Source organism: Clostridium sp. TW13 (genome assembly GCF_024345225.1).
Taxonomy (GTDB): Bacteria; Bacillota; Clostridia; order Clostridiales; family Clostridiaceae; genus Inconstantimicrobium; species Inconstantimicrobium mannanitabidum.
This window is the reverse complement of sequence record NZ_BROD01000001.1, coordinates 153461-169243: the sequence shown is the minus strand read 5'-3', so window position 1 is coordinate 169243 and position 15783 is coordinate 153461. Positions and strand designations below refer to the sequence as shown.

12 protein-coding genes and 22 tRNA genes are annotated in these 15783 nt (G+C 31.9%); 2 read left to right on the top strand and 32 right to left on the bottom strand.

All coding sequences use genetic code 11. From position 1 onward, the window contains the following. Positions 1-69: 69 nt before the first annotated feature. The 25 genes from OCU47_RS00875 to OCU47_RS00755 form a co-directional block, all read right to left on the bottom strand. Entirely contained in the window at positions 70-1119 is a 1050-nt protein-coding gene (locus OCU47_RS00875; protein WP_261826722.1) for a DNA polymerase IV, read from the bottom strand. Positions 1120-1360: 241 nt separating this feature from the next. Beyond that, positions 1361-1437 (bottom strand) — tRNA-Arg (locus OCU47_RS00870). A 43-nt stretch (positions 1438-1480) separates the two neighbouring features. Next, positions 1481-1554 (bottom strand) — tRNA-Gly (locus OCU47_RS00865). Positions 1555-1570: 16 nt separating this feature from the next. Next, positions 1571-1645, bottom strand: a tRNA-Gly gene (locus tag OCU47_RS00860). Positions 1646-1650: 5 nt separating this feature from the next. Next, a tRNA-Leu gene (locus OCU47_RS00855) sits at positions 1651-1735 on the bottom strand. Positions 1736-1750: 15 nt separating this feature from the next. Beyond that, positions 1751-1826 (bottom strand) — tRNA-Lys (locus OCU47_RS00850). 3 nt (positions 1827-1829) lie between these two features. Then, positions 1830-1904 (bottom strand) — tRNA-Gln (locus OCU47_RS00845). A gap of 15 nt (positions 1905-1919) precedes the next feature. Beyond that, positions 1920-1995: transfer RNA gene (locus OCU47_RS00840), tRNA-His, on the bottom strand. Positions 1996-2001: 6 nt separating this feature from the next. After that, positions 2002-2077 (bottom strand) — tRNA-Lys (locus OCU47_RS00835). 4 nt (positions 2078-2081) lie between these two features. Beyond that, a tRNA-Arg gene (locus tag OCU47_RS00830) sits at positions 2082-2158 on the bottom strand. A gap of 9 nt (positions 2159-2167) precedes the next feature. Next, positions 2168-2241 (bottom strand) — tRNA-Gly (locus OCU47_RS00825). 16 nt (positions 2242-2257) lie between these two features. Beyond that, positions 2258-2332 (bottom strand) — tRNA-Gly (locus OCU47_RS00820). Positions 2333-2337: 5 nt separating this feature from the next. Further along, positions 2338-2422, bottom strand: a tRNA-Leu gene (locus tag OCU47_RS00815). A gap of 15 nt (positions 2423-2437) precedes the next feature. Next, positions 2438-2513: transfer RNA gene (locus OCU47_RS00810), tRNA-Lys, on the bottom strand. Between the two features lie 3 nt (positions 2514-2516). After that, positions 2517-2591 (bottom strand) — tRNA-Gln (locus tag OCU47_RS00805). Positions 2592-2606: 15 nt separating this feature from the next. Further along, positions 2607-2682 (bottom strand) — tRNA-His (locus tag OCU47_RS00800). A gap of 6 nt (positions 2683-2688) precedes the next feature. Next, positions 2689-2764, bottom strand: a tRNA-Lys gene (locus OCU47_RS00795). 4 nt (positions 2765-2768) lie between these two features. After that, positions 2769-2845, bottom strand: a tRNA-Arg gene (locus OCU47_RS00790). Positions 2846-2854: 9 nt separating this feature from the next. Then, a tRNA-Gly gene (locus tag OCU47_RS00785) sits at positions 2855-2928 on the bottom strand. Positions 2929-2945: 17 nt separating this feature from the next. Continuing rightward, positions 2946-3021: transfer RNA gene (locus OCU47_RS00780), tRNA-Pro, on the bottom strand. Between the two features lie 3 nt (positions 3022-3024). Beyond that, a tRNA-Arg gene (locus tag OCU47_RS00775) sits at positions 3025-3101 on the bottom strand. A 54-nt stretch (positions 3102-3155) separates the two neighbouring features. Further along, positions 3156-3229, bottom strand: a tRNA-Gly gene (locus OCU47_RS00770). 15 nt (positions 3230-3244) lie between these two features. Next, a tRNA-Pro gene (locus OCU47_RS00765) sits at positions 3245-3320 on the bottom strand. A gap of 142 nt (positions 3321-3462) precedes the next feature. Further along, positions 3463-3936, bottom strand: a complete 474-nt coding sequence (locus OCU47_RS00760) for a metallophosphoesterase (RefSeq protein WP_261826721.1) — start codon at positions 3934-3936, stop codon at positions 3463-3465. Positions 3937-3956: 20 nt separating this feature from the next. Further along, a complete protein-coding gene (locus OCU47_RS00755) occupies positions 3957-4571 on the bottom strand; it encodes an XTP/dITP diphosphatase (RefSeq protein ID WP_261826720.1) in 615 nt (204 codons plus the stop codon). Between the two features lie 119 nt (positions 4572-4690). Here OCU47_RS00755 and OCU47_RS00750 point away from each other — a divergent pair, with 119 nt between their 5' ends. Next, on the top strand, positions 4691-6328 hold the full coding sequence (locus OCU47_RS00750) for a hypothetical protein (protein ID WP_261826719.1): 1638 nt from the start codon (positions 4691-4693) through the stop codon (positions 6326-6328). Positions 6329-6376: 48 nt separating this feature from the next. Here the strand turns inward: OCU47_RS00750 and OCU47_RS00745 are convergent, their stop codons facing one another. Both OCU47_RS00745 and OCU47_RS00740 read right to left on the bottom strand, forming a co-directional pair. Continuing rightward, positions 6377-7954, bottom strand: coding sequence for an ABC transporter substrate-binding protein (locus OCU47_RS00745; RefSeq protein ID WP_261826718.1), 1578 nt, complete (start codon positions 7952-7954; stop codon positions 6377-6379). Positions 7955-8020: 66 nt separating this feature from the next. Further along, positions 8021-8506: a hypothetical protein gene (locus OCU47_RS00740; RefSeq protein WP_261826717.1), complete on the bottom strand. Its 486-nt coding sequence runs from the start codon at positions 8504-8506 to the stop codon at positions 8021-8023. A gap of 189 nt (positions 8507-8695) precedes the next feature. Between OCU47_RS00740 and OCU47_RS00735 the strand changes: the two genes are divergently transcribed. Continuing rightward, the gene (locus OCU47_RS00735) at positions 8696-8971 is read left to right on the top strand and encodes a hypothetical protein (RefSeq protein ID WP_261826716.1); all 276 of its coding nucleotides are present in this window, start codon (positions 8696-8698) and stop codon (positions 8969-8971) included. Between the two features lie 70 nt (positions 8972-9041). On the opposite strand, the gene OCU47_RS00730 is transcribed toward OCU47_RS00735, so the two are convergent. The 5 genes from OCU47_RS00730 to OCU47_RS00710 form a co-directional block, all read right to left on the bottom strand. Next, positions 9042-9314 (bottom strand): hypothetical protein, encoded by a 273-nt coding sequence (locus tag OCU47_RS00730; RefSeq protein ID WP_261826715.1) that lies wholly within the window; start codon positions 9312-9314, stop codon positions 9042-9044. A gap of 6 nt (positions 9315-9320) precedes the next feature. Continuing rightward, positions 9321-11312 (bottom strand): NAD-dependent DNA ligase LigA, encoded by a 1992-nt coding sequence (gene ligA, locus OCU47_RS00725; protein ID WP_261826714.1) that lies wholly within the window; start codon positions 11310-11312, stop codon positions 9321-9323. A gap of 14 nt (positions 11313-11326) precedes the next feature. Beyond that, positions 11327-13633 (bottom strand): DNA helicase PcrA, encoded by a 2307-nt coding sequence (gene pcrA, locus OCU47_RS00720; RefSeq protein WP_261826713.1) that lies wholly within the window; start codon positions 13631-13633, stop codon positions 11327-11329. A 389-nt stretch (positions 13634-14022) separates the two neighbouring features. Continuing rightward, positions 14023-14739, bottom strand: coding sequence for a pseudouridine synthase (locus OCU47_RS00715; protein WP_261826712.1), 717 nt, complete (start codon positions 14737-14739; stop codon positions 14023-14025). 282 nt (positions 14740-15021) lie between these two features. Further along, complete coding sequence (locus OCU47_RS00710) at positions 15022-15765, bottom strand: lytic transglycosylase domain-containing protein (protein ID WP_261826711.1); 744 nt, start codon at positions 15763-15765, stop codon at positions 15022-15024. Between the last annotated feature and the right edge of the window lie 18 nt (positions 15766-15783).

Genomic DNA, 15783 nt, shown 5'->3' with positions numbered 1-15783 from the left:
TATTCATATTTCTTTTATTTTCTCTCTTTTTTTCATTATTTATATAGTTGATACACAAGGCAATGTTTATTATATATTAAATTTAATTTGCTCTAATTGCTTTTTTTCTTCAATTGAAGATACACTGAGACCAATAAGCCTTAATGGTTCTTCAAGATACATACTATCTATTAACTCAGATGCAATAGCGTATATAGTATTTACATCATCTGTATAATATCCTATAGTCTTACTTTTAGTTCGATTCTCAAAACTCTGACTCTTTAACTTAATCGTTATTGTTTTAACCTTATTATTACTTCTTTTCAACATAATATTGATCTCTTGAGAAAAAAATAATAAATGTTTTTTTATCTCTTCTATATCTTTAGTATTATTTTTTAATGTGGTTTCCCTACCAAAAGACTTTCTCTCACTGGATACCTCCACCTCTCTATCATCAATACCTCGGATTCTATGATATATTTCTAAACTGTGCTTACCTAGATACTCCTCAAAATATTCCTTATCAAGTTCATAGAGTTCTTTTATAGTAAATATTCCTATATTATTAAGTTTACTAACAGTTGTCTTTCCTAAACCATAAACCTTTTTTATGCTTAATGGAAATAATATTTCTGGCATCATGCTTTCATCAATCACCTTTATGCCATTAGGTTTATTCCAGTCAGAGGCAACCTTCGCTAAAAACTTATTATATGATACACCTATTGATATAGTTAATGCTAATTCTGAATACACACTCTTTTTAATTTGCATCGCTACATCTTTAGGGTTTGTATTCAAATGGGATATATCAAGATATGCCTCATCTATACTTAGGGGTTCAACAAATGGAGTTATTTCCCTAAGAATTGCAAATACCTTATCTGAAACTTCTTTATATCTCCAATATCTCACTGGTACAAAAATTCCCTGTGGACATTTTTGCCTAGCAATAAATAAAGGCATAGCAGAATGAACTCCAAACTTTCTTGCCTCATAAGAACAGGTTGATACCACACCTCTTTCTGTAGTCCCCCCTACTATGACAGGTTTTCCTCTCAATTTGTAATTATCCCTTTGCTCAACTGAAGCAAAGAAGGCATCCATATCTACATGTAATATACTTCTTTCCATTTTAACTCACCTATAATCTAATAAACTTTACTTAATATATTTCATATTATATATTTTACTATATAAATAATTAGCTTTTTAACCTTCTCGATAAAAAGTAATGTTTATATAAATATATCTTTAATATTCTTATAATTTAATGTATTTTATTCCTCAAATTTTATACAGTGTTAATTTTGATGTAAATTTAAAAAACGCCAGCATTCTAGATTTCTCTAAACTGTTGGCGTTACTTACTTTATGGTGCACCTAGAGGGATTCGAACCCACGACCTTTGGATTCGAAGTCCACTACTCTATCCAACTGAGCTATAGGTGCAAAAACTAAAGACAACCTAATCATTAAGTTGTCTTTAGTTTTATGGAGCGGGTGATGAGAATCGAACTCACGTAACTAGCTTGGAAGGCTAGGGCTCTACCATTGAGCTACACCCGCATGTTATTTAGTTTTATGGAGCGAAAGACGGGACTCGAACCCGCAACTTTCACCTTGGCAAGGTGACACTCTACCATTGAGTCACTTCCGCATAATTGGTGCAGGTGAAGGGAGTCGAACCCCCACGTCGTAAAACGCTAGATCCTAAGTCTAGTGCGTCTGCCAATTCCGCCACACCTGCATCTTATTTGTTTTTTGGTGATCCACCCGGGAATCGAACCCGGGACACCATGATTAAAAGTCATGTGCTCTACCGACTGAGCTAGTGAATCATTTGGCTGGGATAGCAGGATTTGAACCTACGAATGATGGAGTCAAAGTCCATTGCCTTACCGCTTGGCGATATCCCATTATTACATTTTTAATGGGGTGGACGATGGGACTCGAACCCACGACAACCAGAACCACAATCTGGCGCTCTACCAACTGAACTACGTCCACCATTTTTGGTGCACCATCAGGGACTCGAACCCAAGACACCCTGATTAAGAGTCAGGTGCTCTACCAACTGAGCTAATGGTGCATATTGGTGCGTCTTAAGAGATTCGAACTCCTGGCCCACGCCTTAGAAGGGCGTTGCTCTATCCAGCTGAGCTAAAGACGCATGTTTTAATGGAGCGGGTGATGAGAATCGAACTCACGTAACTAGCTTGGAAGGCTAGGGCTCTACCATTGAGCTACACCCGCATGTTATTTAGTTTTATGGAGCGAAAGACGGGACTCGAACCCGCAACTTTCACCTTGGCAAGGTGACACTCTACCATTGAGTCACTTCCGCATAATTGGTGCAGGTGAAGGGAGTCGAACCCCCACGTCGTAAAACGCTAGATCCTAAGTCTAGTGCGTCTGCCAATTCCGCCACACCTGCATCTTATTTGTTTTTTGGTGATCCACCCGGGAATCGAACCCGGGACACCATGATTAAAAGTCATGTGCTCTACCGACTGAGCTAGTGAATCATTTGGCTGGGATAGCAGGATTTGAACCTACGAATGATGGAGTCAAAGTCCATTGCCTTACCGCTTGGCGATATCCCATTATTACATTTTTAATGGGGTGGACGATGGGACTCGAACCCACGACAACCAGAACCACAATCTGGCGCTCTACCAACTGAACTACGTCCACCATTTTTGGTGCACCATCAGGGACTCGAACCCAAGACACCCTGATTAAGAGTCAGGTGCTCTACCAACTGAGCTAATGGTGCATATTGGTGCGTCTTAAGAGATTCGAACTCCTGGCCCACGCCTTAGAAGGGCGTTGCTCTATCCAGCTGAGCTAAAGACGCATGTTTTAATGGAGCGGGTGATGAGAATCGAACTCACGTAACTAGCTTGGAAGGCTAGGGCTCTACCATTGAGCTACACCCGCATATTATTTAGTTTTAATGGTCGGGGTGACAGGGATTGAACCTGCGACCTCATGGTCCCAAACCACGCGCGCTCCCATCTGCGCCACACCCCGTTATGGTGCGTCTTAAGAGATTCGAACTCCTGGCCCACGCCTTAGAAGGGCGTTGCTCTATCCAGCTGAGCTAAAGACGCATACCGAACGTTAATCATTCTAACATTTGAAAATTCTCTTGTCAAGAATTTTTTTGGAGCGGGTGATGAGAATCGAACTCACGTAACTAGCTTGGAAGGCTAGGGCTCTACCATTGAGCTACACCCGCATATTGTCGTTTTAATGGTCGGGGTGACAGGGATTGAACCTGCGACCTCATGGTCCCAAACCACGCGCGCTCCCATCTGCGCCACACCCCGCTATGGTTAGAACACTTTGTTTTGTTAGTGTTCCTCCCAGCGACAATGATTATTCTACACGATATAAAACTATACGTCAACACTTTTTTTAAATTTTTTATAATTAAAATTTGGACAATTCATATTGATTATAGTTAAATACCTATATTTCTTCTAAATAAGGATATATATTATTCTTCTCATCAATTGCTATAAATCCTATGGAACGTTTGCTAGCTCTAGGCATGGATGTACTGCCAGGGTTCATTAATATAATACCATCCTCTTCTTCGATTTGTGCCATATGAGTATGCCCATATAAAGCTATTTTAACATCTAACTCTTTAGCTCTAAAATATAAACTTCCTAAATCATATTTCACACCATATTTATGCCCATGGGTTATAAAAATCTTTATACCATTAGCCTCAATAATTTGTTCTAATGGGTAACCCCCAATAAAATCACAGTTTCCTGTAACAGTATAAACTTCTCCTTTAAAATCTCTTTTTAAACTCTCTGCATCCTCTATATTATCTCCTAAATGAATAAGCATATCTGCAGTTTTAATTAATTCTTTAACCTTTTTTAGATAGTAATTGTCTCTATGCGTATCACTAACTACAGCTATTAACATTTAGTCCACCTCCATATATTCTATACTAGCTCTTGAACTAATCTTTCTTTTAATTTATCTAGAGCTCTTCCTCTATGGCTAATACTATTTTTCTCGCTGCTCGTCATTTCTGCAAAAGTTTTATTAAATTGAGGTACAAAGAATAGCGGATCATAACCAAAGCCATCCTCCCCCTTTAAGCCTTTTAATATATACCCTTCTGATCTGCCTTCTGCTACAATTTCTTTGAAATCATCTGTAATTAGAACGATAGCACATTCAAATCTAGCTGTTCTTTTCTCAAAAGGAATCCCCTTCATATTTTCAATAAGTTTTTCATTGTTTTTTCTATCATTTCCATGCTCTCCAGCATACCTAGCAGAATAAACTCCAGGAGCTCCATCTAGACAATCAACTACTAATCCTGAATCATCTGCCATAACCATAAAATTATCTCTATTATTATTCTTTAAAAATTCAGCTATTTCTATAGCTTTCTTTCTGGAATTTTCAATAAAAGTTTTACCGTCTTCTTCTACATCTATGTTGATTTCCGCTTCCTTCAAAGAAATAACCTGCAAATTTAAGTCCTTTAATATTTCCTTTATTTCTTTTATCTTATGTTGATTATTACTAGCAACAATTAAACTCTTCATATTTCCTCCAAATCATACTATAAAAAATATAGTTTATAATTTTCTTTTATTAATTTAAAGATATTTTTCAGCAATATATACATATATTTATATAAGAATTATTATACGAGGTGAAAGTTTTGAGATATATAGGTCCATTTTTCAGGATAAATTCTTTATCTGCAGATGAAATCAAATTTCAACTATTTCATCTATCTAAAGAATCTATAAAACACCTAGAACTGCAAAGCTCTTGTGGTATTTTAGCCTCAATGAGACATTTAAAAAAACTTCTTTCTACAAATGATATTAACATATTAAAAGATTTTTCTCCACTAATCTGTCTTTATAAAAAAGGACATCCTCTTTTAATTAAATCTGGGAAGCATCCATTCTCTTGGGATAGTGATAGCTTTAAAAAAGAAGTAATGGTTGATTCAAATGCTTTCTTAACACTAAGTCTTTTAAGTTTATCAGAATACTATAATTTTTTCGAGTTCATTGATTATCCATTATATAATCTAAACAAGGTCTATAAAGCTATTAGTAAAACTCAATTAGACTTTTACTCTGATCATTTAAGAAATAATGATGGTTTATTTATTTCCAAGAAAAACATGGGGGATAACCATTTTGATAGTATGAGCCTCTCAAAGAAAAATGAAAATTTCTTATTTTCAGATCAAGCGCTTATGATGTGTGCATACTATAACTTCTATCTTGTATCTAATGCATCAGACAAAGATATGTATAAGAATTTTTCCTTAGAGATACTTAATATGTTCTCAGAATGTATAGATCAAATTTACGATAAATCTCTAGATGAATGTTGTTTACTTTGCTTTGCTTTCAATCTATTCTATTCATTATCTAAAGAACCAAAAAGCAAACTATTGCTAATTGATTTATGCGATATATTAATAGATAAATTTGAAGAAAAAGAAAGTGCCATTAAATCTATATCAGATGCCTCCTTTGTTTCAATTAACCTATTAAAATGTTACTCTAACACAGGTTTATGTAATTTTAGAGATAAAGCCATAAGTATATCCGCTTCTCTAGCTGCTCTATATAATAAAGAGAAGGGTTATATTGATGTACCTGATGATAAAAAGGATATCAAATATACATCTATAGAATTAGCACTATATGTTATAAACATGCTGATGTATTCTAACCATGTAGATGATGAATATTTAACAAAGCAGCTAATTCCACATATGTATAAAGCTCTTATAATAAGTTCAGATATTTTAAATAGCTTCCCTGAAGCACCTGACTTAAACAGTCCTGAAAGATATAAGAATTTTTCCTTTGATGCTGCAGATTTAATTGAAGAATCAAAATATAAACTTACATCTGTTGAATCTCCTGATTCTTCTGGACTCGCATCAATATTCATTAAGAATGTATCTTATTCAAAGAAAAAATTTGAATTTAGTCATAGCAAAACAAGTTTTGATAGTACAAAAAATCTTCTTCTATTCTATATGATAATTTATCTTTTTAAAGATGATTTTATTCAAACAATTTGCGAAGGTGTAAAACCAGAATATAAAGAGCAATTAAATAGAACAGTTCCTTCGTCTAACACAAAAGAAGCATCTATAAACAAAATAAATACTTCAGTAGAACATGTAAATACTGACACCATAGAAGAGGCAGAAGATGATATCGAAGAGAAGGAACCATTAGAAAGAACTTCTGAACCAAAATTACCAATGAATAAGCCTGCCGAAAAAAATTTATCAAATAAAAATAGCAAAAAATCAAAATAATAAAATTTAAAGCCAAAGCTTACTGCTATTATGTAAGGTTTGGCTTTCTTATTTCACTTCTATACTCTTTAACTTTACATTACCATCTTTATCGAAATCTACATAATTAATCTTTGCTGATTTGCAAATAACCTGATTCTCAAACAATAAAGGTAGGCATAATACTCTATTACTTATAACATTTCTAATCTTTTCTGTATCCTTATCGCTAAAGTTGCTCTCCATATTAATAAATTTATTTTTTTCATATTCTATAGTCTTGCAATTGGAATCAATTAGAATATCCTTATATATTTCATCTTCTTCCACTTTACTAAAATCATAAGTAGAAATCTTCATATCGTAATCTTGGTTGTTTGCTGATTCATCATTTTTATATGATACTAGATTAATATTAATTTTTAAATTATCTAATAAACAATTCTTTATAAGTGTAGCTACTTCCTCATCACGTTCTTCATAAAGCAAATTTAATCTATCCATTTTAACATCACCAATAGATGACAATAAAGATTTTGCATCTTGAATACTCTTTGCTTTCTTTTCTTTAAGTTTACTATCCTCAATTACATTTTCCGAAGTAAATAGAGCCAAATCCCCTTGTTTTCTGTTTCTTGTTATATCTCCTCTTGTAACTTCATAAATGCCACTTTTTACCCCTAAGTAATTATATAACTCATATTTTATTGCACTGTCTATTGCTCTTCTAAAAGCTAAATTGCTAGTAATACTTTTTTCTGCTAAGTTAAACTTTAATATTAATGTTTTTTCCAATGGATAAACTTGAAGTTTATTATCTACATACAATTTTTCAACTTCACTTATAGGTGCCCCTTTAAACACATCAATCTTATTTGTCTGCAAATCTGCTAATGCCATCTCTGTACTAGAATAGCAGCTTACTTTTATTTTCTCTTGCGCTTTCGACTCTCTATCCCAATACTTTTCATTATGTTTCAGCATGATTGTGCCATCTGAGTTCACTTCTTGAATTCTATACGCACCTGAATAAACTACTTTCTTATAATTTGGAATTAAATTCTTTAAACTATCAATATCTTTTACTAATCTATATCTTGGATCAGCTAGTTTTTGAATAAGTGCATCATCTTTATTATTCATTCTAATCTTTATATTTTTATCATCTACTTTAATTATTGCTACTCCAGAAAAATCAATCTTTCCTTCATGATAAGCTTTTACACCATAAATTGAATATAACCCTTGGATTACATCTGAATTATTCTTCTGTGAAAGCACTTGACTAAAATAACTTATGACATCCTGCGATGTTATTTGTGAGCCATCACTCCAATATATATCCTTTTTGAGAGTTAAAATATATTCTAACCCATCATTACTTTTCTTATATCCCTCAAGCAATACTGGTACTATAGCCCCACTTTTATTTTCCTCAAACAATCCATCAAATAACGCTGAGTAAATGTCCATATTTTCAATTCTTCCTTCAAAAGGTCTAAAATTAACATCTATATTTCTCACACCATAATTAATGTAATCCCTTGAATTGATATTGAGCTCACTTACATCTGCTTTACATGATGCTAATGAAATACAAAAAAATAGTATTAGCATAAGAAACTTAACTTTATTTCTTCTTTTCATTATAGTTCCTCCTTTTACTAACAGAATTTATTCTAATCCTGTCCATAAAATGCTAATATTATTCAACTAGTATGGCAAGTATTTAAAAAAGTGTATATTATATATATTAAATTCATTGCTATGAAATATTTTACTGGACACTTGAGTCTTTAAGAATTTTACTCCATTAATAAGCTGTATACTAGAAGAAAGTGGCCTGGTATGATTAACTTCATATATATCATTAGCAAAAGTTCCAGTACTGATATAATAGGCTCTATCCATATTTATAATCTCACATTTTCTATAAAAATCCTCATATTCATATACAACTACCTTATTACTCTTTTGAAATTTAATAAACACCTTCTCTAATCTCCCTATTAATTCAACTTCAAACCCAAATTTATCTTTTAATAATAGTTTATTTTGTATTCCATATTTCCAACAATTTTTTATAAGAATATTGTATAAAACTTCCGCATCAATACTATTTAGCCTATTCAAAGCTTTTTTAGTATTTTCTTTGTTAAGCTTATATAACAATTTATCTAGCACTAAATGTACCCCCATAAAAATTACCTCTATGATTTATATTATATGTAATTTTTTCTTAAAAATTTATATCTTTTTGTTTTTGTGATATAATTCAATATATATTATTAATTAATACATCTGAAAATAAATAGCAAAATCAAATAGACTAGTATATAAAACCATTTACTTTCAGATGAATATCATACTATACTAGGAGGTCACGCTATGATTTTGGCACTTGAAATTATAGGTTTACTGTTCATGGCAATTGTTGCGGGGATTTCAATAGCAGCTCTTGTCATCTTTATTCAAATGTTTTCACAGATTAAATATCAAAACTATTTACTTGCAAAACTTACTCATTCGATTAACAATATAGGCAATACAGTAAATTCTATAAACAATATTCCAAATAACTCTGTAGCTCAGCAAGATTTCGTTGAAGAATCTCAGATTGCTAACATGGAAGAACAATCAGCAATTCCTCACATCATTAGATAAAAAGAAAACCTAGAAATAATCAGAAAATTATTTCTAGGTTTTTTGCATTTATTATTTGAAAATATAATAATTATTTTACATATATAATCATAAAGTATAGAGCTCCCACTGCTACAAACAAAAATATTATTGGATACACTCGTTTCTTCCATCCTGTTTCAGAAACAAAGAATCTCAAAGCCCAAAAAAACATAGTTATTGCTAAAGTTATTTGAATCAACTTATAAGAATTAAATATCTGAGCAATATATACAAATTGATACATTGTTAATAGAGTACATATAATAGTAGCACTAGCACAAACTGCTGCTATAACACTTAATATAGAAAGAATTGTTAGCATAATCTATCAACCTCCTATCATACTTTCAAATTCTTCCTCTGAAAGCGTCTTAACACCTAATTCAACAGCTTTAGTATACTTTGAACCAGCATCCTCTCCAACAATAACATAATCTGTTTTCTTACTAACACTGCCAGAAACCTTAGCACCTAGTGACTCTAATTTTTCTTTTATAGATGTTCTAGAGTAATTAACAAGAGATCCTGTAACTACTACTGTTTTTCCTTCAAATACATTCTCTTCTACTTCAATTTCTTCATAATGAGGCTTTACACCTAATTGTAATAATTCATTTACTATAGATTTAACTTTTTCTTCTTTGAAGAAATCAACTATGCTCTTTGCTACTATATCCCCTATATCTTGTATTGCAACTAAAGCTTCAAAAGAAGCATTCATTACATTGTCTAGATTTTTAAATTTAGCACTTAAATCCTTAGCTGTTTTTACTCCTACATTAGGTATGCCCAATGCATAAATAAAGGCATACAGCTCACATTCTTTGCTGTTTTCTATAGAATCTAATAAGTTTTGTGCCTTTTTATCACCAAACTTTTCTAAACCAATTAATTTTTCTTTTTCTAACTTATATAAATCGGATATAGATTTAATATCTAATTTTTCAAACAATTGCTCTGCTGTCTTTTCAGAAAAGCCAGCTATATTCATTGCGTCCCTGCTGCCATAATGCACAATACTCTTTACCATTTGAGGTTTGCATGAAAGAGTATTCTCACAGAAAATATGCACACCATCTCTTATCAAATGACTGCCACAAGCTGGACATAAAGTTGGAGGTTCAATCTCCTTGGCATTTTCATCTTCTCTTGCTGTTCCCATAATTTCTGGTATAACATCATTACTTCTTCTTACAAAAACATCTGAATATAGCTTAACGCCCTTTCTATTGATATCATCCATATTATTTAAAGTAGCTCTTTTAACTGTTACTCCAGCTAATTCTACTGGTTCTAATATAGCTGTAGGAGAAACTCTACCACTTCTTCCTACATTCCACTCAACATCTATTAACTTTGTTGTAGCTTCCTGAGCCTCAAACTTGTATGCAATTGCCCATTTAGGAAACTTAATTGTATTTCCCATCAGTTCTCTAGTTCTTATATCATCAATTGCAAAAACAACTCCATCAATATCATAGTTTAATTCAAATCTTATCTCTGCAATATAATCTATCTGCCTCTTAATCTCATCTATTGTAGTACATTCTTCCATGTATTCATCAACTGGCAAACCTCTTTCTTTAATAAAATGCATCATCTCAACATAACTTTTAAATTGTTTTCCCTCTTTATAACCTACATCATAGAAAAATGCTGAAAGATTTCTTCTTGCAGTTTCTTTTACATTCAAATTTCTTAGTGCCCCTGCCGCACCATTTCTTAGGTTCTTTAATGGAACTTTAGCTGTTTTATTATATTCATCAAAAGCCTCTTTTGTCATGATAACTTCACCATGTACTTCAAAGATGTCGCTATTATCAATCTTAAGAGGTATTTCTTTAATGGTTTTGGCTTGAGCTAAAACCTGTTCCCCTACTTCTCCAGTACCTCTAGTTGCAGCACTTATAAGAATACCTTCTGTATCATAGGTACAATTTAATGTGAGACCATCAAATTTCTTTGTTGCAATATACTTTATACTTGGCAATTTCTCAGAAGCAGTTTTATTATAGTCTTCTACAAATTTTAAATTCTTTTCATGCCAAGCATTTAATTCCCCAAGACTCTGAGCTTTATCTAAACTCCACAACCTTCCTCTATGAGTATATTTCTCAAATTGCTCTAAAACTACATCACCAACTCTTTCTGTAGGAGAATATGGCAACTTATATCCTGTTTCTATCTCTAACTGTCTAAGTTCATCATATTTTACATCATACTCTTTATCTGCTACAGTTGAATTGCTTAGAACATAATATTCATAAGCATATTGATTTAATTCCTTTACTAATTCTTCTATCCTAACTTTCTTATCCATATCTAAACCTCTTACTATAATAATTCTAAAGGTGCGATACTTAATAACAAGTTCTTTATTCCTTGGCTGTCAAAGGCTATTGTAAGCTTAACATCATCACCTTGAGGAACTGCACTTATTATAGTACCTATACCAAACTTCGCATGAGATATCTTTCTTCCAGCAGCTGCTTCATCTTTAGTTAAAGCCGTTTTTTCTCCCTTAGAGTTGTTCATTGCATTCATTAATTGTTTTTCTGCTTCACTATAAGACATTGTTGGTCTATGATTTGTATCACTCATTAATGAATGTGGGTTGTAAGAATTCTTGTTGCTATATGAATTATAACTACTTCCACCAGAAGCACTTTTATTTGCAAAACTACTTCTTGTAGATAACCCACCCTTATTTCCTGACACATACTCCTTAAGAGTTGCTGGTATTTCTGCAATAAAATCTGATTGAGCATAAGAAACAGTCTTGCCAAATACTCTTCTAATTTCAGCAGAAGTCATATATAAAATATCCTTAGCTCTAGTTATACCAACATAACAAAGTCTTCTTGATTCTTCCATGTCTTTTTCATTATTAAGAGATGCTTGCCCTGGAAATATTCCATTCTCCATACCAACCATAAATACTACCGGAAACTCAAGTCCCTTTGCTGAATGCACTGTCATTAAAGTAACCACATCCTGCTCTCCATCTATGTTATCAACATCCTGCACTAAAGATACCTTTTCTAAAAATGCTGATAAAGATTTGTCCTCTTCAGTACCATTTTCAAAATCTACTGCAGCTGATACTAGTTCTTTAATATTTTCTATTCTGCTTTCATCTTCTGGATCTTTTGAATTTTTAAGTTCTTTTACATAACCTGTTTTTTCTAATATCTCTTCTATAAGCATAGATACTGAAAGTTGACGTTCCATCGAAATAAGTTCTTCCATTATATCTGTAAACTTAGTTATAGATGATACATTTCTTGCTGTAAGAGTAGAAATGCTCTCTGCTTCTAATAAGCAATCATACAATGGAATATCTGTATCTAAAGAAAACTGAGCTACCTTTTCTACCGTTGCATCACCGATACTTCTCTTGGGAACATTAATTATTCTTCTTAAACTTACTGTATCAGCGTTATTATTGATAAACTTCAAGTATGCTAAGATATCCTTAATTTCTTTTCTATCATAGAATTTAAGTCCACCTATTATCTTATATGGTATTGCTCTCTTTATAAACTTTTCTTCAAACCCACGAGATTGCGCATTTGTTCTATATAGTACAGTAAATTCATTATACTTAAGTGATTTTTCCTTAATTAATTCTTCAATCTTACTTGCAACAAAATCACACTCATCACTATCAGAATAAGATCTGTATATTTTGATTTTTTCTCCACCTTCAGCTTCTGTTCTAAGAACTTTGCTTTTTCTTTCAGCATTATTCTTTATTACATTATTAGCTGCATCCAATATATTTCCCTTAGATCTATAATTTTGCTCAAGCTTTACAACCTTGCATGCTGGATAATCTTTTTCAAAATCAAGAATATTTCTAATATCTGCTCCTCTCCACTGATATATACATTGATCATCATCACCAACAACACAGATATTTTTATATTTATTAGCCAAAAGCTTTACTAATTCATATTGAACCTTATTTGTATCTTGATACTCATCTACCATTATATATTTAAACTTGTTTTGGTAGAAATCTAACACATCTGGATTCTTAAGAAAAAGTTCTACCGTTTTACTTATTAGATCATCAAAATCTAGAGCATTATTCTCCTTAAGCTTCTTTTGATATAACAAATATAAATCTGCAACCTTATTTAACTTAAAATTGCTTTCATTACTTCTCTTGTACTGAGCTGGTGTAATGAGATCATCCTTTGCCTTGCTTATCTTTGATAGGATTTCCATGTCAGTAAGATCCTTATCATTTATATTTAATTCTTTTATGCATTGTTTAATAAGTGCTTTTTGGTCATAACTGTCATATATAGTGAAATCCTTTTTGTATCCTAACTTGTCAATCTCTCTTCTTAAAATTCTTACACAGGTGGAGTGAAAAGTAGAAATCCACATGCTATCCGCTCTTTCACCAATTAACTTCTTTACTCTTTCCTTCATTTCACCAGCAGCTTTGTTAGTAAATGTTATAGCTAATATATTATATGGATTTATATATTTCTCATCTAACATATACGCTATCCTGTATGTTAATACTCTTGTTTTACCAGAACCTGCTCCTGCTAATATAAGAACTTGCCCATCTACTGTAGTTGCGGCTTCATATTGCTCTTTATTTAGTAGTTTTCTTAAATCCATTTACTCGCTTCACTCCTTAAAATATTAGAAGAGGAATTCAAACTTTCCTCTTCTATTAGTACGTTATCTATAATTATATCATATTTAAATCTCTATTAATCATCAGTTTTATATTATGTATTTTTGAATTATATCATTCATATATTCAAACGTTGTGAATGCTAAAATTCATTTTTCAAAATTCAGGACATAAAAAAACGCAGCCCTTGGGGTTAGGCTACGTTTCAGCAATAAGCAATAAATAAAAAGGGGGCTATTTATTCCTTTTATTTATCCTTGCAACATAATTATATTAGAAATATACCTATATTTCAATAGTTTTATAAAAAAACTTTTAGAAACTTTTTATTAATTGTGACATAAAAATTTCATATACCCCTTCAATTTGTTTATATTTGTTTTATTTTTGCAAGTTCTTCTTCTGTAAGTTCTCTATATTGTCCTTCTTCAAGATCAGTATCTAACGGTAATCCTGCAAAACTAATTCTTTGCAGATAAACAACTTTCTTTCCCCTACTTTCGAACATTCTTTTTACCTGATGATATTTGCCTTCTTGAACTGTAACATGAATTTCTGAACCTTCATCCATCGGTCCTATAATTTCAAGCTTTGCACTCATACATTTATAACCATCATCCAGAGTAACCCCTTTTTCAAAAGCTTTAATATCTTCTTCATCCACTGGTTTATCTATGTATGCATGATATACTTTATCAACACCCCATTTAGGAGAGATTAATCTATGGTTTAATTCACCATCGTTTGTAATAAGCAACAATCCTACAGTATCTTTATCCAATCTTCCTACAGGGAATGGCTCAAAAATCGCATGTTCTGGCTCTAATAAATCTATAACAGTTTCATCCCTATTATCAAAAGTAGCTGATATTACTCCATCTGGCTTATTCATCATTAAATATATGTATTTTCTATACAAAACTTCTTCTCCTGCCACTACAATTTTAGATTTTTCTGGATCAAGCTGAAAACCATTATCTTTAATTACAACTCCATCAACTTCTACTAAGTTCTTTTTTACTATAGACTTTATTTCTTTTCTGGAACCATATCCTAAATTTGATAAAACCTTATCTAATCTTTCCAAATTAACACTCCTCTAATTTCAAATTTAATTTATAAGTTAACAAATGCATACTTCTAATTAAGTCACACTAAAACTCAAATAAATGTACTCAATATCTTCATCAAGTTTCACTTGATATATTAGCACATCACCTTTTGTATTACCAGTTAAGGATCTGAAAATCAGTACTAATTTTAAATACGCTACCATATCTTATACTATATATAATAACCTATTTTAAGAAAAAAAGTTTGTAAAGAAGATAACTATTTTAACTTCTCTACAAACTTATATTTCTAATAATTATACAATATTATTTCTATAATTGCCCATAACTTTTGCCACATAATCTTGAGTTTCTGAAGGCATCTTATAAAGATCGTTTATTGATGAAACACCCCTTCTTTGCATAGTTCCTGACCCAGCATTGTATGCCATAAGAGCCATCTCTACATTCCCATTATAAGTATTAAGCAATGTCTTAAGTAACTTAGTTCCAGCATAAACATTCTGATCTACATTAAATGGATCTGTGACTCCTGCTGCTTTGCAATTTTCTGGCATAAGTTGCATAAGTCCCATGGCACCAGCACCTGAAACTGCAGTAGAATCATATCCAGATTCCTGCTGAATTATAGATCTAATTAATCCTTCATCCACACCAAATTGCTTAGAAGCCTTTAAAATTGCAGCATCTATCTGAGGGTTACTGTTTCCATCACTAGATGAAGATGATATTCTATTTTTTATTAAGTTATTATAATTATAATTTAGCTTATCTAAACTTGTATTAGAATCACTACTACTCTCATCACTTGAACCTTCTAAATTATATAAAGAATTGTTTGTAGATCCTGTAGTAAAGCTATTTAACATATCTTCTACGTTTTTATCTGTATTATCACTTGTTATATTGTCCATAATACCTTGCATAATTAAATCAAAATTATTATTTTCACTATCACTATCACTACTACCTATAGCACTTTTCATATACGTATTTAACATTTGCATGGCTAATACTTGTTCTGGTTTATCAATTTTCATTTTCATCCTCCATTCTTC

Coding starts and splice junctions, on each gene's coding strand:
- OCU47_RS00710 (WP_261826711.1), bottom strand. CDS start 15,765: ATGAAAATTGATAAACCAGAACAAGTATTAGCCATGCAAATGTTAAAT.
- OCU47_RS00755 (WP_261826720.1), bottom strand. CDS start 4,571: ATGAAGAGTTTAATTGTTGCTAGTAATAATCAACATAAGATAAAAGAA.
- OCU47_RS00745 (WP_261826718.1), bottom strand. CDS start 7,954: ATGAAAAGAAGAAATAAAGTTAAGTTTCTTATGCTAATACTATTTTTT.
- OCU47_RS00760 (WP_261826721.1), bottom strand. CDS start 3,936: ATGTTAATAGCTGTAGTTAGTGATACGCATAGAGACAATTACTATCTA.
- ligA (WP_261826714.1), bottom strand. CDS start 11,312: ATGGATAAGAAAGTTAGGATAGAAGAATTAGTAAAGGAATTAAATCAA.
- OCU47_RS00735 (WP_261826716.1), top strand. CDS start 8,696: ATGATTTTGGCACTTGAAATTATAGGTTTACTGTTCATGGCAATTGTT.
- OCU47_RS00740 (WP_261826717.1), bottom strand. CDS start 8,506: ATGGGGGTACATTTAGTGCTAGATAAATTGTTATATAAGCTTAACAAA.
- pcrA (WP_261826713.1), bottom strand. CDS start 13,633: ATGGATTTAAGAAAACTACTAAATAAAGAGCAATATGAAGCCGCAACT.
- OCU47_RS00730 (WP_261826715.1), bottom strand. CDS start 9,314: ATGCTAACAATTCTTTCTATATTAAGTGTTATAGCAGCAGTTTGTGCT.
- OCU47_RS00875 (WP_261826722.1), bottom strand. CDS start 1,119: ATGGAAAGAAGTATATTACATGTAGATATGGATGCCTTCTTTGCTTCA.